18 protein-coding genes are annotated in these 22,078 nt (G+C 73.6%); 8 read left to right on the forward strand and 10 right to left on the reverse strand.

Going from position 1 to position 22,078, the window contains the following annotated elements; all coding sequences use genetic code 11:
* Nucleotides 1–13 precede the first annotated feature (13 nt).
* Both ACIGO6_RS16730 and ACIGO6_RS16735 read left to right on the forward strand, forming a co-directional pair.
* On the forward strand, nucleotides 14–970 hold the full coding sequence (locus tag ACIGO6_RS16730) for an ATP-binding cassette domain-containing protein (protein ID WP_399876326.1): 957 nt from the start codon (nucleotides 14–16) through the stop codon (nucleotides 968–970).
* Nucleotides 967–1,758 (forward strand): ABC transporter permease, encoded by a 792-nt coding sequence (locus tag ACIGO6_RS16735; protein WP_399876329.1) that lies wholly within the window; start codon nucleotides 967–969, stop codon nucleotides 1,756–1,758. Before ACIGO6_RS16730 ends, ACIGO6_RS16735 begins: the two co-directional genes overlap by 4 nt.
* A 116-nt stretch (nucleotides 1,759–1,874) precedes the next feature.
* On the opposite strand, the gene ACIGO6_RS16740 is transcribed toward ACIGO6_RS16735, so the two are convergent.
* From ACIGO6_RS16740 to ACIGO6_RS16750, 3 genes are all read right to left on the reverse strand, one after another.
* Complete coding sequence (locus ACIGO6_RS16740; protein ID WP_399876330.1) at nucleotides 1,875–3,518, reverse strand: DNA repair helicase XPB; 1,644 nt, start codon at nucleotides 3,516–3,518, stop codon at nucleotides 1,875–1,877.
* 84 nt (nucleotides 3,519–3,602) lie between these two features.
* A complete protein-coding gene (locus tag ACIGO6_RS16745) occupies nucleotides 3,603–3,818 on the reverse strand; it encodes a hypothetical protein (protein ID WP_399876332.1) in 216 nt (71 codons plus the stop codon).
* Nucleotides 3,819–4,269: 451 nt separating this feature from the next.
* Nucleotides 4,270–6,861 (reverse strand): helicase-associated domain-containing protein, encoded by a 2,592-nt coding sequence (locus tag ACIGO6_RS16750; protein WP_399876334.1) that lies wholly within the window; start codon nucleotides 6,859–6,861, stop codon nucleotides 4,270–4,272.
* 136 nt (nucleotides 6,862–6,997) lie between these two features.
* Between ACIGO6_RS16750 and ACIGO6_RS16755 the strand changes: the two genes are divergently transcribed.
* Complete coding sequence (locus ACIGO6_RS16755; protein ID WP_399876337.1) at nucleotides 6,998–8,032, forward strand: hypothetical protein; 1,035 nt, start codon at nucleotides 6,998–7,000, stop codon at nucleotides 8,030–8,032.
* Between the two features lie 38 nt (nucleotides 8,033–8,070).
* Nucleotides 8,071–8,727 (forward strand): HAD family hydrolase, encoded by a 657-nt coding sequence (locus ACIGO6_RS16760; protein ID WP_399876338.1) that lies wholly within the window; start codon nucleotides 8,071–8,073, stop codon nucleotides 8,725–8,727.
* Here ACIGO6_RS16760 and ACIGO6_RS16765 read toward each other — a convergent pair.
* Nucleotides 8,682–8,954 carry a hypothetical protein gene (locus ACIGO6_RS16765; protein WP_399876341.1) on the reverse strand — a complete coding sequence of 91 codons (273 nt, stop codon included), beginning with the start codon at nucleotides 8,952–8,954 and terminating at the stop codon, nucleotides 8,682–8,684. The two genes, ACIGO6_RS16760 and ACIGO6_RS16765, sit on opposite strands and share 46 nt — an antisense overlap.
* A 174-nt stretch (nucleotides 8,955–9,128) precedes the next feature.
* On the opposite strand from ACIGO6_RS16765, the gene ACIGO6_RS16770 reads away from it, so the two are divergent.
* The gene (locus ACIGO6_RS16770; RefSeq protein WP_399876344.1) at nucleotides 9,129–9,512 is read left to right on the forward strand and encodes a cold-shock protein; all 384 of its coding nucleotides are present in this window, start codon (nucleotides 9,129–9,131) and stop codon (nucleotides 9,510–9,512) included.
* A 19-nt stretch (nucleotides 9,513–9,531) separates the two neighbouring features.
* On the opposite strand, the gene ACIGO6_RS16775 is transcribed toward ACIGO6_RS16770, so the two are convergent.
* Genes ACIGO6_RS16775 through ACIGO6_RS16790 form a run of 4 tightly spaced genes read right to left on the reverse strand, consistent with a single transcriptional unit; the run spans nucleotide 9,532 to nucleotide 13,075 of the window.
* On the reverse strand, nucleotides 9,532–10,407 hold the full coding sequence (locus ACIGO6_RS16775; RefSeq protein ID WP_399876345.1) for a 1,4-dihydroxy-6-naphthoate synthase: 876 nt from the start codon (nucleotides 10,405–10,407) through the stop codon (nucleotides 9,532–9,534).
* Complete coding sequence (locus tag ACIGO6_RS16780; protein WP_399876347.1) at nucleotides 10,397–11,104, reverse strand: futalosine hydrolase; 708 nt, start codon at nucleotides 11,102–11,104, stop codon at nucleotides 10,397–10,399. Before ACIGO6_RS16780 ends, ACIGO6_RS16775 begins: the two co-directional genes overlap by 11 nt.
* An 11-nt stretch (nucleotides 11,105–11,115) precedes the next feature.
* On the reverse strand, nucleotides 11,116–11,628 hold the full coding sequence (locus ACIGO6_RS16785) for a DUF2771 domain-containing protein (protein ID WP_399876349.1): 513 nt from the start codon (nucleotides 11,626–11,628) through the stop codon (nucleotides 11,116–11,118).
* Nucleotides 11,629–11,686: 58 nt separating this feature from the next.
* Nucleotides 11,687–13,075 carry an MFS transporter gene (locus tag ACIGO6_RS16790; RefSeq protein ID WP_399876351.1) on the reverse strand — a complete coding sequence of 463 codons (1,389 nt, stop codon included), beginning with the start codon at nucleotides 13,073–13,075 and terminating at the stop codon, nucleotides 11,687–11,689.
* A 345-nt stretch (nucleotides 13,076–13,420) separates the two neighbouring features.
* On the opposite strand from ACIGO6_RS16790, the gene ACIGO6_RS16795 reads away from it, so the two are divergent.
* Together ACIGO6_RS16795 and ACIGO6_RS16800 are read left to right on the forward strand one after the other, a co-directional pair.
* Nucleotides 13,421–14,347: a DUF3027 domain-containing protein gene (locus tag ACIGO6_RS16795; RefSeq protein ID WP_399876352.1), complete on the forward strand. Its 927-nt coding sequence runs from the start codon at nucleotides 13,421–13,423 to the stop codon at nucleotides 14,345–14,347.
* Nucleotides 14,348–14,422: 75 nt separating this feature from the next.
* Complete coding sequence (locus tag ACIGO6_RS16800) at nucleotides 14,423–17,545, forward strand: sacsin N-terminal ATP-binding-like domain-containing protein (protein WP_399876355.1); 3,123 nt, start codon at nucleotides 14,423–14,425, stop codon at nucleotides 17,543–17,545.
* A 97-nt stretch (nucleotides 17,546–17,642) separates the two neighbouring features.
* Here ACIGO6_RS16800 and ACIGO6_RS16805 read toward each other — a convergent pair whose 3' ends face one another.
* Nucleotides 17,643–20,045: an HAD-IC family P-type ATPase gene (locus ACIGO6_RS16805; RefSeq protein ID WP_399876357.1), complete on the reverse strand. Its 2,403-nt coding sequence runs from the start codon at nucleotides 20,043–20,045 to the stop codon at nucleotides 17,643–17,645.
* Between the two features lie 99 nt (nucleotides 20,046–20,144).
* Nucleotides 20,145–20,420, reverse strand: coding sequence for a DUF2530 domain-containing protein (locus ACIGO6_RS16810; RefSeq protein ID WP_399876360.1), 276 nt, complete (start codon nucleotides 20,418–20,420; stop codon nucleotides 20,145–20,147).
* Nucleotides 20,421–20,612: 192 nt separating this feature from the next.
* Between ACIGO6_RS16810 and ACIGO6_RS16815 the strand changes: the two genes are divergently transcribed.
* Complete coding sequence (locus ACIGO6_RS16815; RefSeq protein ID WP_399876363.1) at nucleotides 20,613–22,070, forward strand: NCS2 family permease; 1,458 nt, start codon at nucleotides 20,613–20,615, stop codon at nucleotides 22,068–22,070.
* The last annotated feature ends 8 nt before the right edge of the window (nucleotides 22,071–22,078 follow it).

Consider the following 22,078-nt stretch of genomic DNA (forward strand, 5'->3'; position numbering starts at 1 on the left):
AGGAGAACCCCTCATGACCGGCTTGGCCATCGCGGCGAACGGGCTGCGCAAGTCCTACGGCGACAAGGTCGTCCTCGACGGCGTCGACCTCACCGTCCCGGAAGGAACGATCTTCTCCCTGCTCGGCCCGAACGGCGCCGGCAAGACCACCGCCGTCAAGATCCTCTCCACCCTGATCACCGCGGACGCAGGCGATCTGCGGGTCGGCGGCCACGACCTGGCCGCCGACCCGCAGGCCGTGCGGGCCGCGATCGGTGTCACCGGTCAGTTCTCGGCCGTGGACGGGCTGATCACCGGCGAGGAGAACATGCTCCTGATGGCCGACCTGCACCACCTCTCCAAGCAGGAGGGGCGGCGGGTGGCCGCCGAGCTGCTGGAGCGGTTCGACCTCACCGAGGCGGCGAGGAAGCCCGCCTCCACCTACTCCGGCGGTATGAAGCGCCGTCTCGACATCGCCATGACCCTGGTCGGCGACCCGCGGATCATCTTCCTCGACGAGCCCACCACCGGCCTCGACCCGCGCTCCCGCCACAACATGTGGCAGATCATCCGCGAGCTGGTCACCGGCGGCGTCACCGTCTTCCTCACCACCCAGTACCTGGAGGAGGCCGACGAACTCGCCGACCGCATCGCGGTACTGAACGACGGCAGGATCGCTGCCGAGGGCACCGCCGAGGAGCTGAAGCGGCTGATCCCCGGCGGACACGTCCGGCTCCGCTTCACCGACCCGGCCGCCTACCGGGCCGCCGCCTCCGCACTGCGGGACGCCTCCTGCGACGACGAGTCCCTCTCCCTGCAGATCCCCAGCGACGGCAGCCAGCGCGAGCTGCGCGCCGTCCTCGACCGGCTCGACTCGGCCGGCGTCGAGGCGGACGAGCTGACCGTGCACACCCCCGACCTCGACGACGTCTTCTTCGCCCTGACCGGCGCCGCCGCCGTCCCCGCCCAGCCCAAGGAGGCTGTCCGATGAGTGCTCTCTCCCTCGCCGTGCGCGACTCGTCCACGATGCTGCGCCGCAACCTCCTGCACGCCCGGCGCTATCCGTCCCTCACCCTGAACCTGCTGCTCACGCCGGTCATGCTCCTGCTGCTCTTCGTCTACATCTTCGGCGACGCGATGAGCGCCGGCCTCGGCGACGGTGGCGCGGACCGGTCCGCGTACATCGCCTACATCGTGCCCGGCCTGCTCCTGATGACCATCGGATCCACCACCATCGGCACCGCGGTCTCCGTCTCCAACGACATGACCGAGGGCATCATCGCCCGCTTCCGTACCATGGCCATCCACCGCGGCTCGGTCCTCATCGGGCACGTCATCGGCAGCGTGCTGCAGTCGATCGCCAGCGTCATCCTCGTCGGCGCCGTCGGCGTGGCCATCGGCTTCCGCTCCACCGACGCCACCGCCCTGGAGTGGATCGCGGCGCTCGGGCTCCTCACCCTGTTCGCCCTGGCGCTCACCTGGATCGCCGTCGGCATGGGCCTCATCAGCCCGAACGCCGAAGCCGCCAGCAACAACGCGATGCCGCTGATCCTCCTGCCCCTGCTGTCCAGCGCCTTCGTCCCGGTCGACGGGATGCCCGGCTGGTTCCAGCCGATCGCCGAGTACCAGCCCTTCACGCCGGCCATCGAGACCCTGCGCGGACTGCTGCTCGGCACGGAGATCGGCCACGACGGATGGCTGGCCGTGGCCTGGTGCCTGGGGCTGGCGGTGCTCGGCTACTTCTGGTCGGCCGCCAAGTTCAACCAGGACCCGAAGTAACCCCCGTGACAGTGCGGGCCACCGCCCGCACCCCGCCCGCCCGAGGGCGGCGTACGCCGACACCGCGTCGGTGCACGCCGCCCTCGTCGGCGTTCGAGTACGCCGACGCACACCGCTCAGTTCTGCGTGAGGATCTCGTCCGCGTCCATGATCCGGTACGCGTAGCCCTGTTCCGCCAGGAAGCGCTGGCGGTGGGCGGCGAAGTCCTGGTCGAGCGTGTCGCGGGCGACGACCGAGTAGAAGTGCGCCTGGTGGCCGTCGGCCTTGGGACGCAGCACCCGGCCGAGCCGCTGGGCCTCCTCCTGCCGGGACCCGAAGGTGCCCGACACCTGGATGGCGACGGTCGCCTCCGGCAGGTCGATCGAGAAGTTCGCGACCTTCGACACGACGAGCACGCTGATCTCGCCCTGGCGGAAGGACTCGAAGAGCTTCTCCCGCTGGGCGTTGGACGTCTCGCCCTTGATGACCGGCGCGCCCAGGTGCTCGCCCAGTTCGTCGAGCTGGTCGATGTACTGGCCGATGACGAGGATCTGCTGCCCGGCGAAGCGCCGCACGATCGCCTCCGTCACCTTGCGCTTGGTGTCGGTCGTCGCGCAGAAGCGGTACTTCTCCTCCGTCTCGGCGGTGGCGTACGCGAGCCGCTCGGAGTCGGTGAGGTTGACCCGGACCTCCACGCAGTCGGCGGGCGCGATGTAGCCCTGCGCCTCGATCTCCTTCCACGGGGCGTCGAAACGCTTCGGCCCGATGAGGGAGAACACGTCCGACTCGCGGCCGTCCTCACGGACGAGGGTCGCGGTCAGGCCGAGCCGCCGCCGGGCCTGGAGGTCGGCGGTGAACTTGAAGACCGGCGCCGGCAGCAGGTGCACCTCGTCGTAGACGATCAGGCCCCAGTCCCGGGAGTCGAACAGCTCCAGGTGCGGGTAGACGCCCTTCCGCTTCGTCGTCAGCACCTGGTACGTGGCGATGGTGACCGGCCGGATCTCCTTGCGCGTACCGCTGTACTCGCCGATCTCGTCCTCGGTCAGCGACGTGCGCTTGACCAGCTCGTGCTTCCACTGCCGGGCGGAGACGGTGTTGGTGACCAGGATCAGGGTCGTGGACTTGGCCTGTGCCATCGAACCGGCCCCGACCAGCGTCTTGCCGGCGCCGCAGGGCAGGACGACGACACCGCTGCCGCCGTGCCAGAAGTTCTCCACGGCCTGCTTCTGGTACGGGCGCAGCGCCCACCCGTCCTCGGCCAGCTCGATCGGGTGCGCCTCGCCGTCGACGTACCCGGCGAGGTCCTCGGCGGGCCAGCCCAGCTTCAGCAGTGTCTGCTTGATCTGCCCGCGCTCGGAGGGGTGCACGACCACCGTGTCGGGGTCGATGCGGGCCCCGACCAGCGGCGCGATCCGCTTCGACTTCAGGACCTCCTCCAGCACCGGCCGGTCGGTGGTCGTCAGGACCAGGCCGTGCGCCGGGTGCTTGGAGAGGGTGAGGCGGCCGTAGCGGTCCATCGTCTCGGCGATGTCGACGAGCAGCGCGTGCGGCACCGGGTAGCGGCTGTACTCGACGAGCGCGTCCACGACCTGTTCGGCGTCGTGGCCCGCCGCCCGCGCGTTCCACAGGCCCAGGGGGGTCACCCGGTAGGTGTGGATGTGCTCCGGCGCCCGCTCCAGTTCGGCGAACGGCGCGATGGCGCGACGGCAGTCGTCGGCCTGCTCGTGGTCGACTTCCAGGAGCAGGGTCTTGTCGGACTGGACGATCAGCGGACCATTCACGGGCGGCACCCTCTCGCGTGCGTACGGCCGGCCGCGACTGGACGGACCGGCCAAACGTCCAGTGTGCCTGATCGCGGACCCGGGCTACTTGAGACCGATGTTGTTGATCAGCGGACCCTCCACGGTTACCCCCTCCGTGACCAGGGACTCGACGCCGGTGGCCGGCAGCGGCAGCGGCAGGGCGGCGGCCTTGGGGGCGAGGGCGCCGAACAGCGCGGCGGCGGTGATCAGGGCGGCGACGGAGACGGCGACGGCGGAGCGGGCGGTGGAACGGTCGGAGGTGGGGAGCTTGGAGCGCATGAGGTCGGCCTTTCGAAGGAGGGCGAGGAGCAGGGGAGGGAGTGGTGGGGGAGTTCCGAGCGGGCCGGGCCCTGGGGGACGGGGACCCGGCCCGCGGTAGGAGAGGTACGGAACGGCGGACGGATCAGGAGGTCCTGATCAGAAGGTTTCTGATCAGAGGGTCACGCCCCCGCCGAGGTCGATGCCGATCGCGGCGGCCTCGGCGGCGAACGCCGCGATCAGTGCGGCGGTGGAGGTCAGGACGGTGGCGACACGACGAACGGCACGCATCGGGTTTCCCCTTTCGGTTCGGTGCAGGACACCCGGTGGCTGCCCGACCGTCGACGGCTCGATGCGGTAGATGAAAAAAGCTCCCTCGCAGGTGCGAATCACCCGGCGTGGCGTGCATGAATCACCGCGTACGCCCGAACGAGTGAACGGGGCGTCCCGTCCCGCCCCCGCCCCGCCCCCGTCACGTCGCGTCGTCGGCGAGTTCGGCCACGCCGGTGATCCGATGCAGCGGGTACGTGCGCACCTCGTCGGCCGTGTGGTCGTAGGCCGTGACGAAGCCGCCCTCGACCCGGATCGGGGCGATGACGCGCTGGCTGGCGGCGCCCTCGGCGTTCACGTAGCCGATCCACAGCGCCTCGCCGGTCAGGACGGCCGCCTGCACGGTGGCGAGGGTCTCGGCGGCTGCCGTGCGGGGCAGGTCGCCGTTTGCCGCCGGGGGGTCGCCCTCGTCGGCCGGGGGGCCCGGCTTGCGCGGGGTCGTGGCGGCCAGGTCCCCTGCGCGGATCGCACGGATCGCCGCCGTCAGCAGCGTGTCGTCGGGGGCCGGCGGCCCCTCCGGCACCGGCTCCGGTGCCGCCCGCGGCGGGGTGCGGTGGGCGTCGGCGCGGGCGATCAGCACGTCGCCCGCGGCGGACTCGGCGGCCGGCGCGAACCCCATCGCGCGCAGCCCCTCCAGCAGCGCCGCCGGGTCGCTCTGCGCGGCCAGCACGGTCGGCGCGAGCCGGCGCAGCCCGAGGCCGGCGGCCCGCTTGTCGGCCAGGATCTCGTCCAGCGTCGCGTCGTCGTCGCAGCGCACGTACGCCGAGGCCGCGCCCACCCGCAGCCGCCCGTGCCGCCGGGCCACGTCGTCGATCAGGTACGTCAGGGGCTGCGGCACCGGCGTACGGGAGTGCCGGGCGAGGAACGCGTGCAGGTCGGCGGCGGTCCGCCCGGCGTCCAGCGCGCGGCGCACCGAGCCCGGCGTGAACCGGTAGACGGTCGCCCCGCCCTTGGACTCCACGTCCGCGAGCACCCCCAGCAGATCGGCCAGCGGACGCTCGAGCGGCCCCGGCGCCACCGCCGTCAGGTCGGCCTGGAGCAGCACGTGGTCCAGCGGCTCGGGGAAGAGCGGCGCGAGCAGCCGGGCGGCGGTCGCGGTGGCCGCGGCCTGCTCGGCGGGGGTGAGGGGCGCGAGCGGGGGCGGCGTGTGGTGGTGCACGGGAAGCTTGTCGCCGGGCCCCCGGGACGCCTGCCCCTCGGATGTCCCGGACGGCTCGGCCCGGTGCGGCGGCGGGGGCGCCCCGATCAGCGCCCGCCCCGGCGCGGCCAGCGCACCGCGCCCGGTGACGCCCAGCAGTTCGGCCTCGGACAGTGTCCACCGGGCGATCCTGGTGCGCAGGTCGTCCTCCCGCTGCTCCCGCTGGGGCGCGCGCAGGGGGCGCTCCCAGTGCAGCCGGGCCAGCAGCGACTCCTCGGTGGCCGAGGTGCCCTCCGGCAGCCCCGCCAGCAGGGCCAGCACCCGGTGCCGTACCTCGGGCGCCGCCGAACGGTCCAGGTTCGGGCCCAGCGCCGAGAGCGTGCGGTCCTTCGCGTCCCGCCCGCCGACCACACCCGGCGTCCGGGTGGCCGTCAGCCACGTCCCGGCCAGCCGGGCCCAGCGCTCGGCGGGGGGCAGCTCCCGCCACTCGTCGTAGGCCGGGGTCGCCGCGTACCGCTCGTCGGCCTCGCCGTCGGAGGCGATCAGCCCGGCCGCGTAGGCCAGCTCGACCCAGAAGGCGGCGACCGGTTCGGGCACGTCCAGGGCGACGGCCGTCCGCTTCAGGTCGCGCACGCTCAGCCCGCCGGCCCGGAGCACCGCCGGACCGCCCTCGTCCCAGTCCTTCAGCAGCTCCTCGACGGTGGCCAGCGCCGCCAGGGCCTGCCCGGCCGCGGTGGCGTCCACGATCTGTGGACGGTGCGTGGCGGCGGCCTCCACCGGCGGCGGCACCGGCTCGGGCGTGCGGTGAGCCCGGCCCGCGCGCAGGTGCAGGGCGGTTTCGCGGGGGAGGACCACCGTGCCCGGCGCGGTCGGCAGCAGCAGACCGCGGTCCAGCAGCGCGCGCAGGTGCGGCGCCGGGTCGTGGGTGACCTGGCCGTACGGCGGGCCCCACACCAGCCGGTCCAGCACCTCGCGGGACTCCTCGGGCAGCTCGGCGAGGAGCGCAGCCATCCGCGTCCGGTCGGTGAACAGGGCGGAGAGCGCGGACACGGCGGAGACGGAGTCGTGGGTGGAGGGCAGGCCGACGGCGGCGAGGATCTCCTGGATCCGGCCGGGCGACATCCCCGCCGTCGCCTCCCGCACGGTCGGGCCGAGGCCGGTCGGGGACGGGTGCTGCGCGGAGGGCGCGAGCAGCTCACGGGCGGTGCGCACCAGCCGCAGCCGGTCGTCGGCACCCCACACCAGGGCCTGCTCGCGCAGCAGCGCGACGGCCCGGGGCAGGGCGGCGGCGACGGCCGGATCGGCGGCGACCGCGGGGTCCCCGGCCATGAGCCGCAACAGCTCCTCGTACGGCGCCGGGTCCGCCGCCACCGCCAGCGCCTGGGCCGTCTGCAGCGCGAACCGGTCCAGCCGCTCCAGGGCCCGGACGACCGAGGCACGGGTGCCGGCGCGGGTGGCGAGCTGGGTGAGGTCCGTGGGTACGGGAGTGATGAGGTCGGGCCGGCTGCGCAGGAGGGCGGCCAGGGAGACGTCGTCCCTGACACGGAGCGCCTCCGCCAGGGACCGGGGGGCCGCGGACTTCTCCTCGGTGCTCATCCGGCCCACGTTAGCGGGTGGGTACGACGGTGGGGCGCGCGTGCGGTGGCGCGGTGGCCACGGGCTCCGCCGTGCACGGGAACATTCGATACCTTCGTCCGACCGGGTACCACAACGCACCGCCCCGGAGGGGTTCGTGGGGATCGAGAGCGACCAGGTCGTCTACGAGTATCTGAGCCGCGTCGGCGACGTGGCCCAGCAACGGCAGCTGCCGTCGGCCACCCGCATGCGGCTGGTGTCCGAGCTGCGGGGCGAGATCGACCGGAGCCGGGCCAGGGCCACCGTGGACAGTCCCGCGGCCGTCCGCCGCATCCTGGACCGGCTGGGCAGCCCCGACGACGTCGTGGACGCGGCGAGCGGCGGCAGTCGTGCCCCGCAGCCGGCGCCGCCGCCCCCCACGGCCGTGCCCGACCAGCGGGAGGGCGAGCCGCGGAAGACGGAGCGCCGCAAGGGCCTGCGCCGCGCGGTGCCGCGCCCGGCCGTGCCCGAGCCGGAGGCCGGGGCCACCCCCGCGCCGGCGCCCTCCCCGCCGCACCTGGCGAGCGCCCAGGAACTGGGCGACACCGCCGCACAGCCCGACTGGTGGCGGGTGGACAACGGCCCGTTCGGGGTCGGCGGCGACAGCGTGCCGGGCTTCGTCGGCGGGGTGGAGATCCCGGAGCTGTTCAAGCCACCGCCCAGGGAGAAGGCCGACGACGCGGAGAAGACCGGCAGGGCCGACGGGGCCAAGAAGGCGGCCGCGGAACCGGTGGGGGAGGCGGCCGCCGGGCCGGATGCCGGGCAGCCGGGCCGGGCCCCGCGCCGCCGCCTGCCCCGCCCGTGGCCCGAGGGCGGCTGGAACAACCCCCTGCTGCTGCTCGCCGCCGCCCTGCTGATCGCCGGCGCCGTCCTCGGCAGCCTCGTCCCGCTGGGCCTGGGCTGGCTGATCGTCTACCTCTCCCGCCGCCTGACCCCGGCCCAGGCGAAGTGGGCGGTACTGGGCCTGCCCGGCACGGTCGCCGCCGCGGGCGTCGTCTGGCTGTGGGGCCGTGCGGAGGGCCGCTGGGGCGACCCGGTCGCCGAGGGCCACATGAGCGACGCCGTCACCGAGACCTGGCCCTGGGTCCTGCGCTCCGCCGCCGTGGCCACGGCCCTGTACCTCCTGTGGCGCTCCCGCCGCCCCCGGGGCTGATCCAGGCCCGGCCGGGGCCTCCCGGCACAATGGGGCGCATGGCCTCCACGACCCGCCCCGCGCCCACCGTCGGTTTCGACCTCGACATGACGCTGATCGACTCGCGGCCCGGCATCCACGCCTGCTACCTGGCACTGACCGAGCGGACCGGGACGTACGTCGACGCCGATCTGGCCGTCACCCGGCTCGGGCCGCCGCTGGAGGAGGAGCTGGCGCACTGGTTCCCGGCGGAGGAGATCGCGGCCACCGCCGACCTGTACCGGGAGATGTACCCGACGTACGCCGTGGCCGCCACGCCCGCGCTGCCCGGCGCCCGCGAGGCCGTCGCCGCCGTACGGGAGGCCGGTGGACGGGCGATCGTCGTCACCGCCAAGTACGAGCCGAACGCCAAGCTGCACCTGGCGCACCTCGGCATCGAGCCGGACGCCGTGATCGGCGACCTGTGGGCCGAGCAGAAGGCCGTGGCCCTGCGCGAGCACGGCGCCCACGTGTACGTCGGCGACCACCTCGGCGACATACGCGGCGCCCGCGCCGCCGACGCCCGCGCCGTGGCGGTGGCCAGCGGCCCGTGCAGCGCCGAGGAGCTGCGGGAGGCCGGCGCCGACGTCGTCCTCGGCGACCTGACCGCGTTCCCGGCCTGGCTCGCGGACTACTGCGACGCCGGCGCCGACGGGCTCGACGCCGCGCGGGCCTGACGCCGGCCCGCCGCGATCGACTGGAAGACGCCGGCCCCGGCGATGAGGAAGCCCACGCCCATCAGCATGCTCAGCACGAACATGTAGGTGGGAAACGGCGTCGTCCCCAGCAGCAGCGGGGCCACCGTGACCAGAGTGGCCACGGTACCGATGAAGAAGACGATCGCACCGGCGCGGATCAGTCGGTCACCGGGCGCGGCGGAATTCGTTTGGGCTTTGTCACGCACCCGACCAGGGTAGTTCCCAGCCCGAGGGAACAACCGGGGGACGTCTTGTCACCGGCCCGAAGACCAATAGGCTTGGTACCGGCGGGTCCGGACGACCCGCCCAAGTGCTATCAAGAGCCGTTTTCAAGCAGTATTCCGAGCAGTTTTCCGACGAGTACGAGGACGAGGACAGACGTGCCTACCGGCAAGGTCAAGTGGTTCAACAGTGAGAAGGGCTTCGGCTTTCTCTCCCGCGACGACGGCGGTGACGTCTTCGTCCATTCCTCGGTCCTCCCCGCCGGAGTCGAGACACTGAAGCCGGGACAGCGCGTGGAGTTCGGCGTGGTCGCCGGACAGCGCGGTGACCAGGCCCTGTCCCTCACCCTGCTGGACCCGGCCCCCTCGGTCGCGGCCGCGCAGCGCAAGAAGCCGGACGAACTGGCCTCCATCGTGCAGGACCTGACGACGCTCCTGGAGAACATCACCCCGATGCTGGAGCGGGGCCGCTACCCGGAGAAGACCGCCGGCAAGAAGATCGCCGGCCTGCTCCGCGCGGTGGCCGACCAGCTGGACGTCTGACCACCGCGCCGCACACGTCCTACGGGAACGCCAACGCGTCCGGGCCGAGGGCCGGTACCAGTCCCTCGGCCGCCGCGCGGGTCAGCAGGCCCCGGATCGCCGCGTAGCCGTCCTCGCCGAGGTCGGCCGTGAACTCGTTGACGTACAGCCCGATGTGCTGGTCGGCGACGGCCGGGTCCATCTCCTGGGCGTGCTCCATGACGTACGGGCGGGAGACCTCCGGGTCGTCCCAGGCGGCGCGCACGGACGCGCGGACCGCGTCGGCGAGACGGGTCAGCGTCGCCTCGCCCAGCGACCGCTTGGCGATGATCGCGCCGAGCGGGATCGGCAGCCCGGTGGTCTGCTCCCAGTGCTCGCCCATGTCGGCGAGCTTGTGCAGCCCGTAGTTCTGGTAGGTGAAGCGGGCCTCGTGGATCACGAGTCCCGCGTCGACCTTCCCGTCCCGCACGGCCGGCATGATCTCGTGGAACGGCATGACCACGATCTCGCCGACCCCTCCGGGCACGGTGTCCGCCGCCCAGAGCCGGAAGAGCAGGTACGCCGTCGAGGTCTCGCTCGGCACCGCGACCCGGCGGCCGGCCAGGTCCGCGTCCGCCTCCCGGGTCAGCACCAGCGGCCCGCAGCCCCGGCCCAGCGCGCCCCCGCAGGGCAGCAGGGCGTACTCGCCGAGGACGTACGGCAGCACGGCGTACGACACCTTCAGCACGTCGAACTCGCCGCGCTCGGCCATGCCGTTGGTGATGTCGATGTCGGCGAACGTCACGTCGAGCGCGGGGGCGCCGGGGACGCGGCCGTGGGCCAGGGCGTCGAAGACGAAGGTGTCGTTCGGGCAGGGGGAGTACGCGATCCGCAAGGACGCAGGGGACTCGAGTGACTCGGGGGACTCAGCGCTCATGTGGGTTCCAACTCGTGAGGACGGGTGCGAGCTTCCCGAAGGCGTCCGTCAGTGCCGTGAGCGCGTCGCCGATGCGCCAGGCGGCGCGGTCGCGCGGGCCGACCGGGTTGGAGACCGCGCGCAGCTCCAGCACCGGCACCCCGTGCGCGGCGGCCGCCTCGGCGACGCCGAAGCCCTCCATGGCCTCGGCCAGGGCGCCCGGGTGGCGGGCGCGCAGCAGCGCGGCGCGTTCGGCGGTGCCGGTGACGGTGGAGCCGGTCAGGACGGTGCCGGGGCGGGCTCCGGTCGCGGCGGCGACGGCGCGGACGAGGCCGGCGGGCGGGCGGTGGGTGACGGTGCCGAAACCGAGCTCGGTGACCGGCAGGAAGCCGTCCGCGGTCTCGGCGCCCAGGTCGGCCGCGGTGATCCCGTCGGCGACGACGAGCGAGCCGACGGGCGCGTCCGGGGCGAAGCCGCCGCCGATGCCGGCCGAGACGACCAGGTCGTACGGGGCGCCGTCGAGGGCCGCCGCGGTCAGGGCGGCGGCGGTGGAGGCGGCGGCGAGGGCGGGGCCGACACCGGCGGCCAGCAGGTCCGGGCCGTCCGGGAGCCGCAGGAGCCGCGCCCCGGGCAGGGGCGCCTCCGTGCCCGGCTCGGGGAACGCCCGGGCCACCGCGTCCCGTTCGACGGGGACCGCGGTGGCCACGAGGACGCGCACGGGGGACGTGGTCAGTCGTCCTTCTTCAGCTTGAAGGACCACAGACCGGTGGCCTCCTCGCTGTCGTCCTTGCCGTCGCCGGCCTTGATGGTGACCAGCGTCGAGTCGCCCTGGGCGCCGTACTGGGCGTTGAAGAACACGCTGCCCGGGACGGTGCGGTAGGTGTTGTCCGTGTCGTCGACCAGCTGCTGACCGTTCATCAGGATCGTCCAGCGCTTGTCCGCGAGGTCCGGGTCGACGCCGAAGCGCACGGTCTCGTCGGGGTCGACGGCGATGGACTTGACGTCGTCGTCCTGCAGGCACTTCTGGATCTCGGCGGTCTCCAGGACCTTGTCCTCGCCACCGCAGGTGGCCTCGGAGCTGACCGAGTCACTGCCGACCGTGACCGTGGCCATGGGCGTCGGCTGGTCACAGGCGGACAGCAGGAGCAGTCCGGCGGAAACGGCGCCGGCGGCGGCGACGGCGCGGCGGCGTCGCACGGCGCCGTGTCCGATAGCGGCATTGCCGCGGGGCAACGTGGTCATGGCCGAAGGCTATATGGCGGCCGTGGCGGTCCCCCCACCTGGGTACGGCGTGGCGTGGTCACGCCACCCTCGGGCGCGCCGGACCTCCGTGCCGCGCCGAGCCGATCAGCCCCCGTACGGTCGTCAGCCACCCGGCGGCAATGATCGCGGCGGCCACCGACAGGCCCAGCGTGCCGTTGAGCGGCAGCACGATGCCGACCGCCCCGCCCAGCACCCAGGAGACCTGGAGCAGCGTCTCCGAGCGCGCGAACGCCGAGGTGCGGACCTGCTCCGGCACGTCCCGCTGGATCAGCGCGTCCAGGGACAGCTTGGCCAGCGCCTGCGCGAACCCCGCGACCGCCGCCAGGCACGCCACCAGGACGGTGCTGAAGAACACCGCGGCGGTGACCGCCGCGCCCAGCACGAACGCGACGACCGTCACGATGATGATCTCCGGTGCGCGGGAGCGCAGCCATGCCCCGACCGCCGTGCCCAGCGCGTTGCCGGCGCCGGCCGCGACGCCCACGATGCCCAGCGACACGGCCGCGCTCTGCCCGGACAGCGGATGCACCCGCAGCAGGAACGCCAGGAAGAAGATCAGGAAGCCGGTGAGGCAGCGGATGGCGGCGTTGGCGGCCAGCGCGTGGGTCACCGCGGGGCCCACCGTGCGCAGCCCGGGACGCTTGACCGGCTTGCGGTGCGGCCCGTGCAGGTGCCGCTCGTCGGCGGCGAGCAGCGCCCGGTCCTCGCCGCGAGCCGAGTCCACCTTCGGCGGCAGCGTGAACGACAGGACCGTCCCCGCGACGAAGATCACGAAGGCGCCGTACAGCGGCCAGCGCGGCCCGACCTGCTGGAGCCCCGCCGCGATCGGCGCGGCGACGCCGGTGGCGAGCAGCCCGCACAGCGTCACCCGCGAGTTCGCCTTCACCAGGGAGAAGCGCGGCGGCAGCAGCCGCGGCACCACCGCGCTCCTGACCACGCCGTACGCCTTCGAGGCCACCAGCACGCCGAGCGCGGCCGGGTACATCTCGATGCTGCCGGTGATGACAGCCCCGGACAGCACCAGCGCCAGCAGCGCCCGGGTGCCCATCGCCGCCGCCATCGCCGCGCGGCGGCCGTGCGGCAGGCGGTCCAGGAGGGGGCCGATCACCGGCGCGAGGAGCGTGAACGGCGCCATGGTGATCGCGAGGTAGAGCGCGACCCGGCCGCGCGCCTCGTCGGTCGGGACGGAGAAGAAGACGGTGGAGGCCAGGGCGACGGTGATCATGACGTCGCCGGCGCCGTTCACCCCGTGCAGTTCGATCAGCTTGCCGAGGCCCGACTCGCCGGCGCCGTGCGCGTGCGTCGCCCGGCGGATGCCGCGCGCGGTCCCGGTCACCGGCAGGCGCAGGGCACGGCCGATCACGCGGAACCGCCCGGGGGCGCGGCCCCGGCTTCCGCCCCTGAAGTCCGTGCGTGCGGCTGCCACCCCGTCATAGTGCCCCGAGAGCCGGGGCTATAGCGTTGATACGGCGCGGATGGCGGTGATCGAGTCGGGTGACCCCCGCACCGGCACCAGCGGGGAACGTCAGGTCCGTACCCCGCCGAAACTCCCGTCGGTGTAGGCCCAGGGCACATGAGCAGGTAGCGTGCGTAGCGCGCCGTGGCGAACGTTCTCGGCCGCGCGCCTTACGGCCATCCCGCAGAATGGATGACGTAGGTGTGCCCGAGCGCGATCGGGCGCGGACGTCGACGCGGTCCACAGGTCCGCTCCGTCCGCCCCTCGCAGGCAGCGGCGCACTCGTGAGACGGCGTATGGAGAGAAGCGATACCTGTGAGCGCAGCGACAACGCGAAGCCGCACCCCTGACCGTCTGTGCGCCGAGGCCGTCGACCTCGCCCGCGCCGCAGCCGAGGAGGCCGCCGCCCCCGGCGTCGTCGGCGAGCACGAGGGCATGGTGTCGGAGGGCGACCGGGTCGTCACGCACTACTTCGCCTGCAAGGAGCTGGGGTACCGCGGCTGGCGCTGGGCCGTGACCGTGGCCCGCGCCTCCCGCGCCAAGATCGTCACGGTGGACGAGGCGGTCCTGCTGCCCGGCCCCGACGCCCTCCTCGCCCCCGAGTGGGTGCCGTGGAGCGAGCGGCTGCGCCCCGGCGACATGGGCCCCGGCGACCTGCTGCCCACCGACGCGGAGGATTTGCGGCTCGAGCCCGGCTGGACCGGCGAGGACGAGCCGCCGCCGAACTCCGCCGTGTCCCACGAGATGGCCGACCTGGTCGAGGCCGAGGACGCCGAGGTCACCGCAGGGCCGCCCGCCGAGCTGCGGACCGCCCCGGCCCGCGGCACGATCGCGGCGGTCGCCGAGGAGCTGGGCATGCGCCGCGCGCGGGTGCTCTCCCGGTACGGGCTGCATGTCGCCGCGGACCGCTGGGAGGAGGGCTACGGCCCGAAGACCGCGATGGCCCAGGCGGCCCCCGCCTCCTGTGTGAGCTGCGGCTTCCTGGCGCGGATCGGCGGCTCGCTGGGGCAGGCCTTCGGGGTGTGCGCCAACGAGTTCTCGCCGGCCGACGGGCACGTGGTGTCGCTGGCCTACGGGTGCGGCGGGCACTCCGAGGCCGCGGTCATGCCGAAGCCGCCGCGGGTGGCTCCGCCGGTGATCGACGAGACGCGGGTCGACCCGTTCCCGCTGCGCCCGGCGGCCGACTCCGGTTCGGTCCCCGTGGCCGAGGACGAGGCGTCGGCGGAGCTGGGGCACTCGTAGCGCGAGCCCCGTCCTCGGACGCGGGACAGGCTCGCAGGGCGGTACCTTCGTGGTCCGTCGATGAGGAGAGTCACCGTGAGCATGTTCGTACGGCCTGCTGCCGAGGGCGCGGACCCGTTCGGTACGGCACGTCTGCGGCGCGGGGTGCTGGACGCCTGGGCGACGAGCCCGGCCCGGTTCCGTGAGGACGCCAACGCGGAGGAGGACCTCGTCCTCGGCGGCTACCGCGACCGGCTGGTCGTCGAGCTCGCGCAGAACGCCGCCGACGCCGCGGCCCGGGCCGGTGTGCCCGGCCGGCTCCGGCTCACCCTGCGCGACGGTGTCCTCGTCGCCGCCAACACCGGCGCCCCGCTGGACGCGGCCGGCGTCGAGTCGCTGTCCACGCTGCGCGCCTCCGCCAAGCGGGACGCCGCGGCCGGCGCGGTCGGCCGGTTCGGGGTGGGCTTCGCCGCCGTCCTGGCCGTCACCGACGAACCCGCCGTCGTCGCCCGGCACGGCGGGGTGCGCTGGTCCCTGGCCGAGGCCCGCGACCTGGCCGCCGACACCGCGCGGCACAGCCCCGGCCTGGGCGACGAGATCCGGCGGCGCGACGGACACGTCCCGCTGCTGCGGCTGCCGTTCCCCGCCGAGGGCAGCGCCCCCGACCCGTACGACACCGCCGTCATCCTCCCGCTGCGCGACACGGCCGCCGCCGACCTCGCCGAACGGCTCCTGCACGCCGTGGACGACGCCCTGCTCCTGGCCCTGCCGGGCCTTCAGGAGGTCGTGGTCGAGGTCGCGGACGACGTGCGCACGCTGTCCCGCCGTACCGAGGGCCCGCTGACCGTCGTGGAGGACTCCCGGGAGGGCGTCACCCGCTGGCGCACCGCCGCCGCGCACGGCCCCCTCACCCCCGACCTCCTCGCCGACCGGCCGGTGGAGGAGCGGCTGCGCCCCCACTGGTCCGTGACCTGGGCGGTGCCCGTGGACGCCGACGGCGGCCCCGAGCGGCCCCGCACCAGCCCCGTCGTCCACGCGCCCACGCCCAGCGACGAGCCCCTCGGCGTGCCCGCCCTGCTCATCGCGTCCTTCCCGCTGGACTCCACCCGCCGGCACGCCGCGCGCGGCCCTCTGACCGACTTCCTGACGGAGCGCGCCGCGGACGCCTACGCCGGGCTGCTCGCCGACTGGCGGCCGGTCGCCGCCGGTCTCATCGACCTGGTGCCCGGCCCGCTGGGCAAGGGCGAGCTGGACGGCGCGCTGCGGCAGGCGATCCTCGCACGGCTGCCCCGCACCTCGTTCCTGCCGCCCGCCGCCCCGCCCCGCGAGGACGACCCGGAGCTGCCCGAGTCCCTGCGGCCCCGCGACGCCGAGGTGGTGGAGGGCGCGGGCGCCGACACCGTACGGGTCCTCGCCGAGGTGCTGCCCACCCTGCTGCCCGCGGGGCTGGAACGCCGTACGGAGCTGCGCACGCTGGGCGTGGCCCGGGTGCCGCTGACCGACGCGATCGACCGCCTGGCCGGACTGGAGAAGGCCCCCGCCTGGTGGCGGCGGCTCTACGACAGCCTCGCCGGGGTGGATCCCGACCGGCTGTCCGGGCTGCCCGTGCCGCTCGCGGACGGCCGTACGACCATCGGCCCCCGGCAGGTGCTCCTGCCCTCCCCGGAGGCCGCCTCCCTCGACCCGGAGGTCCTCACCCGCCTCGGCCTGAAGGTCGCCCACCCGGACGCCGCCCATCCGCTCCTGGAGAAGCTCGGCGCCCTCGCGGCCACCCCGCGCGCCGTGCTCACCACCCCGCAGGTGCGCGCCGCCGTCGCCGCGTCCCTGGAGGACGAGGGCGGCACGAACTGGGAGGAGGACACCCTCGACGCCGACGAACTGGCCGACACCGTCCTCGGCCTGGTCCGCGACGCCGGACTCGACCCCGGGGACGAGCCCTGGCTCGGCGCGCTCGCCCTGCCCGACGAGGACGGCGAACTCTCTCCGGCGGGCGAACTCGTCTTCCCCGGCAGCCCCTTCGCCCAGGTCATGCGCGAGGACGAACTCGCCGCCGTGGACGCGGAGCTGGCCGAGAAGTGGGGGCCGGAGCCGCTGGCCGCCTGCGGTGTCCTGGTCACCTTCGCACTCGTCCGCGCCACCGACGTCGTCCTCGACCCCGACGAACTCGAGCCCCGCGAGGGCGACTTCGCCGAACCCGACGACGCGGGCCTGCTGGACGCCGTGGACGTCTGGAGCGAGGACGTCCTCGACCGCTTCCCGGACAGTCCCGTCCCGCCGGTCGCCACCGAGATCGTCGCCGTCCGCGACCTGGACCTCGTGGCCGACGACCGGTGGCCCGAGGCCCTCGCCCTGCTGTCCCGGCCGCCCCTGCGCGACGCACTGGTCCAGCCGGTCCGCATCCTGCTCCACGACGGCACCCACGAGGTCGTACGGCCCTACACCGCGTGGTGGCTGCGCGGCCACCCGGTGCTCGGCGGGCGGCGCCCGGCCGGCCTGCGCGCGGCGGGCGGCGACCCGCTGCTGCGCGGCCTGTACGACGAGGCCGACGCCACCGGCTTCGAGGACGAGCAGGTACTGCGGGCGCTGGGCGTCCGCACGTCGGTGGCCGCCCTCCTCGACGAGCCCGGCGGCGCGGCCGAGCTGCTGGACCGCCTCGCCGACCCCGACCGCCCGGTCACGGCCGCCCAGCTGCACGCCCTGTACGGCGCGCTGGCCGAGCTGGAACCGGAGCAGGTGACCCTGCCGGACGAGGTGCGGGCCGTGGTGGACGGCCGGGTGGAGGTCGTGGACGCCGCCGACGCCGTGGTGGTGGACTCGCCCGACCTGCTGCCGTTCACGTCGGGCGTCCCGCTGCTGCCCGTACGGCCGGCGCGGGCCGCGGACCTGGCGGAGCTGTTCCAGGTGCGGCGGCTGAGCGAGTCCGTCACCGGACGGGTGGACTCCGAGGGCACCGAGCACGCCGTACCGGAGCCCGTGCGGGTGCTGCTCGGGGCCCGGACCCCGGTCTCGTACGTGGAGCACGAGGAGCTGGTCGTCGACGGCGTGGAGATCGACTGGCGCATGACGGACGACGGTGCGGTGCACGCGGCGACGCTGGAGGGCGTCGCCGCGGGGCTCGCCTGGGCGGCGGGGCAGTGGCCGCGGCGGTTCGAGGTGGCGGCGCTCCTGGAGGACGAGTCCCGCACGGAGGAACTGGCGCGGGACCGCTGGTTCGACTGAGGTACAGCACCATGCGGTTGGCGGGGCCGTGTTCGACATGCGGCTCCGCCGCGTGGGCGCGACCAGCCACGACGGCGCCGCAGCGAACAACGGACCGTCACGCTGGAATGCGCCGGTCCACCCACCTCCACGCCAGCTCCAACAGCCCCGCTCCCGCCACCGCGATGCCGACGGCAGTCCACGGCATCGTCACCCCCACCAGCTTCAGCGCGAAGAAGTCCTGCAACCACGGCACCACCAGCACCACCACGAAACCCAGGCCCATCGTCGCCACCAGGCCCACCCGCCACCACGTGTAGGGCCGCGCGATGATCGCCAGTACCCACATCGAGATCAGGAACAGCGTCAGCGTCGCCGCGCTCGTCTCCGCGTCCAGCGCCCCGGGCCCGGAGTAGTGCTGCCGGGCCACCAGGTACGTCGCGAAGGTCGCCGTCGCGGCCACCACCCCGCCCGGGATCGCGTACCGCATCACCCGCCGTACGAAGTGCGGCTTGGCCCGTTCCCTGTTCGGGGCGAGGGCCAGGAAGAAGGCCGGGACGCCGATGGTGAGCGTGGAGAGCAGGGTGAGGTGCCGGGGCAGGAACGGATACTCCACCTGCGAGCAGACCACCAGGATCGCCAGCAGCACCGAGTACACGGTCTTGACCAGGAACAGGGTCGCGACCCGGGTGATGTTGCCGATGACCCGGCGGCCCTCGGCGACCACCGACGGCAGCGTGGCGAAGCTGTTGTTGAGCAGCACGATCTGCGCGACCGCCCGGGTGGCCTCCGAGCCCGAGCCCATCGCCACGCCGATGTCGGCGTCCTTCAGCGCGAGGACGTCGTTCACGCCGTCGCCGGTCATGGCGACCGTGTGGCCGCGTGACTGGAGGGCGCCCACCATGTCCCGCTTCTGCTGCGGGGTGACCCGCCCGAACACCGTGCCCTCGTCGAGCGCCCCTGCCATCTCCTCCCGCGCGGCGGGCAGTCGGCGCGCGTCGACGGTGGCGCCGGACAGCCCGAGCTTGGCGGCGACCGCGCCGACCGACACCGCGTTGTCGCCGGAGATGACCTTGGCCCGGACGTTCTGCTCGTCGAAGTAGCGCAGGGTGTCGGCGGCGTCCGGGCGCAGCCGCTGCTCCAGGACGACCAGCGCGGTCGCCGTGACCCCCTCGGCCACCTCGGGGTCGTCCAGGTCGCGGACGGCGCGGGCGAGCAGCAGCACCCGCAGGCCCTGCTCGTTGAGCCGCCCGGTCTCGGCGAGGGCGGGGTCGTCCTCGGCGAGCAGCACGTCCGGCGCGCCCAGCAGCCACGTACTGGAGGTGCCGTCGCCCTCGCCCAAGGTGGCGCCGCTGTACTTGCGGGCGGACGAGAAGGGCAGGGACTCCGTGCAGCGCCACTCGCCGTCGAACTCGGCGAGCGGGTAGGCGTCGATGATCGCCTGGAGGGAGGCGTTGGGGCGCGGGTCGGACTCGCCGAGGGCGCCGAGCACCGTGCGGACGTAGGCCTCGTCGGCACCGTCGAGCATCCGCAGGTGGGTGACGTCCATGCCGCCCTCGGTGAGGGTGCCGGTCTTGTCCAGGCAGACGGTGTCGACGCGGGCCAGGCCCTCGATGGCGGGCAGCTCCTGGACCAGGCACTGCTTGCGGCCGAGCCGGACGACGCCGATCGCGAAGGCGACGGAGGTGAGCAGGACCAGTCCCTCCGGGACCATCGGCACGATGCCGCCGACCGTCCGCGCGACGGAGTCGTCCAGCTCGTTGTCCTTGGCGACCAGCTGGCTGACGATCAGGCCGATCGCGGTCGGGACCATCATCCAGGTGACGTACTTCAGGATGGTGGAGATGCCGGAGCGCAGCTCGGACTGGACCAGGGTGAAGCGGGAGGCCTCCTCGGCGAGCTGCGCGGCGTACGCCTCGCGCCCCACCTTGGTCGCCCGGAACGCGCCGCCGCCCGCGACCACGAAGCTGCCGGACATCACCTCGTCCCCCGGCTGCTTGACCACCGGGTCGGCCTCACCGGTCAGCAGCGACTCGTCGATCTCCAGCCCGTCCGCCTCGACGCAGACGCCGTCGACGACGATCTTGTCCCCTGGGCCGATCTCGATGACGTCGTCCAGCACGATCCGGGACGTGCTCACCTCGACGGCCGTCCCGTCCCGGCGCACGGTCGGCCGGACCTCGCCGATCAGGGCCAGGGAGTCGAGGGTCTTCTTCGCCCGCCACTCCTGGATGATGCCGATGCCGGTGTTGGCGAGGATCACGAAGCCGAACAGGCTGTCCTGGATCGGCGCGACGATCAGCATGATCACCCAGAGCACGCCGATGATCGCGTTGAAACGGGTGAAGACGTTGGCGCGGACGATGTCGGCCAGCGAACGGCTGCTGCGCACCGGTACGTCGTTGACCTCACCGCGCGCGACCCGTTCGGCGACGGCCGCCGCGGTCAGCCCGGTCGCCGGGGAGAGGGCGTGCACAGGGTCCGCGGGATCGATTCGGTCGTCCGCGTCGAGATGCGTCATGCATTCGACGGTACGTGCGGCTTTACGGCTTCACCCGCCGAATGCGAGGAAGATCCGACCCGGGGAGGACGGGGCGGCCCGGGCGATGATGCCGTGGTACTACGCGGCGTCCCGCGCCGCCGCCTGCCTGATCGCGGCGTCCCTCTTGATCGCGGCGTCGCGCTTGCGCACGTACCAGACGCCGATCAGACCGAGCCCGCCGCCGGCCAGGCAGGTCCACACCCACCAGGTGTGCCCGTGGTCGTCGAACCAGCCGTAGAAGGGGAGCTGCACGAGGAAGAGGACGAACCAGAGGACGGTGCCGCCGATGATGGTCGGAACCACGGGGCCCTCCAGGGGCTCCGGCGCCTCGTGCGTGGGTGTCCACTTCGTCATGCGTACAGCTTACGAGGAGGGAGCCGACGGCTTGACGGCGCGGCGCCATGCGGGTCTACGCGCGGAGATAGCGATCAGGGGCTCATACGTTCATACTGAACCCGTTTGTCTCTGACCGCTTTCATTCGTAGAAACCACCAATAGGAACACCGACAAGGCCGTGGGGGAACCTGTTGGTGCATGAGGTCCCGCATGTCCACCTCGGCCTCCGCCAAGGTCCCCCCGTCCCCCGAGTCGCCGGAAGACCGGCGGCCCCCGCAGAACGCCCTCGACCGCTACTTCAGGATCTCCGAGCGCGGCAGCACGCTGCCCCGCGAGATCCGCGGCGGTTTCGCGACCTTCTTCGCGATGGCCTACATCATCGTGCTGAACCCGATCATCCTGGGCAGCGCGAAGGACATGTACGGCCACCAGCTGGACAACAGCCAGCTGGTCACCGCCACCGCGCTGACGGCGGCGTTCACCACGCTCCTCATGGGCGTCATCGGCAACGTCCCGATCGCGCTCGCCGCCGGCCTCGGCGTGAACTCGGTCGTCGCCCTCCAGCTCGCCCCGCGGATGTCCTGGCCGGACGCCATGGGCATGGTGGTGCTGGCGGGCTTCGTCGTCATGCTGCTGGTCGCCACCGGTCTGCGTGAGCGTGTCATGAACGCCGTGCCCTTCGGCCTGCGCAAGGCCATCGCCATCGGTATCGGCCTGTTCATCATGCTGATCGGGCTCGTCGACTCCGGGTTCGTCACCCGCATGCCCGACGCCGCGCAGACCACGGTCCCGCTCCAGCTCGGCACGGGCGGCCATCTGCTCGGCTGGCCGGTGCTGGTCTTCGTCCTCGGTGTGCTGCTGACCCTGGCGCTGATCGTCCGCCGGACGCCCGGTGCGATCCTGATCTCGATCGTCGTGATGACCATCATCGCGATGATCATCAACGCGGTCGCCGACGTCCCCTCCTGGGGTCTGACCACCCCGGAGTGGCCCGGCAACCCCGTCTCCGCCCCGGACTTCGGCCTGGTCGGCGAGGTCAGCCTGTTCGGCGGGTTCGAGAAGGTCGGCGTCCTGACCGGCGTGCTGTTCGTCTTCACCGTCCTGCTGTCGTGCTTCTTCGACGCGATGGGCACGATCATGGCGGTCGGCGACGAGGCGAAGCTGACCGACGGCGAGGGCCAGATGCCGGGCATCAACAAGGTCCTCTTCGTCGACGGCATCGCGGTGGCCACGGGTGGTGCCAGTTCCGCCTCGGCGACGACCTGCTTCGTGGAGTCCACGGCCGGCGTCGGCGAGGGCGCCCGCACCGGCTTCGCGAACATCGTCAGCGGCGCGCTGTTCGCGCTGGCCCTCTTCCTCACGCCGGTCGCCACGATGGTGCCGTCCCAGGCGGCCACCCCGGCGCTGGTCGCGGTCGGCTTCCTGATCCTGGCCGGCTCGATCGGGGAGATCGACTGGAGCGACTTCACGATCGCGATCCCGGCCTTCGTGACGATGCTGATGATGCCGTTCACCTACTCGATCACCAACGGCATCGGCATGGGCTTCATCGCCTTCTCGGTGCTGCGCCTGGCCGTCGGGCGGGGCCGCGAGGTCCCGGTCACGATGTACGCGGTGTCGGCGGTGTTCGCCTTCTACTACCTGATGCCGGCCCTGGGTCTGACCTGACCCTCGGG

The sequence above is a fragment of the Streptomyces sp. NPDC053750 genome (genome assembly GCF_044544295.1).
Taxonomy (GTDB): Bacteria; Actinomycetota; Actinomycetes; order Streptomycetales; family Streptomycetaceae; genus Streptomyces.

Bases quoted from the DNA above. Each gene is read 5' to 3' on its own strand.
- ACIGO6_RS16810 (WP_399876360.1), bottom strand. From the start codon at position 20,420: ATGACGAAGTGGACACCCACGCACGAGGCGCCGGAGCCCCTGGAGGGC.
- ACIGO6_RS16785 (WP_399876349.1), bottom strand. From the start codon at position 11,628: ATGACCACGTTGCCCCGCGGCAATGCCGCTATCGGACACGGCGCCGTG.
- ACIGO6_RS16730 (WP_399876326.1), top strand. From the start codon at position 14: ATGACCGGCTTGGCCATCGCGGCGAACGGGCTGCGCAAGTCCTACGGC.
- ACIGO6_RS16805 (WP_399876357.1), bottom strand. From the start codon at position 20,045: ATGACGCATCTCGACGCGGACGACCGAATCGATCCCGCGGACCCTGTG.
- ACIGO6_RS16815 (WP_399876363.1), top strand. From the start codon at position 20,613: ATGTCCACCTCGGCCTCCGCCAAGGTCCCCCCGTCCCCCGAGTCGCCG.
- ACIGO6_RS16750 (WP_399876334.1), bottom strand. From the start codon at position 6,861: ATGAGCACCGAGGAGAAGTCCGCGGCCCCCCGGTCCCTGGCGGAGGCG.
- ACIGO6_RS16735 (WP_399876329.1), top strand. From the start codon at position 967: ATGAGTGCTCTCTCCCTCGCCGTGCGCGACTCGTCCACGATGCTGCGC.
- ACIGO6_RS16775 (WP_399876345.1), bottom strand. From the start codon at position 10,407: ATGAGCGCTGAGTCCCCCGAGTCACTCGAGTCCCCTGCGTCCTTGCGG.
- ACIGO6_RS16745 (WP_399876332.1), bottom strand. From the start codon at position 3,818: ATGCGCTCCAAGCTCCCCACCTCCGACCGTTCCACCGCCCGCTCCGCC.
- ACIGO6_RS16760 (WP_399876338.1), top strand. From the start codon at position 8,071: ATGGCCTCCACGACCCGCCCCGCGCCCACCGTCGGTTTCGACCTCGAC.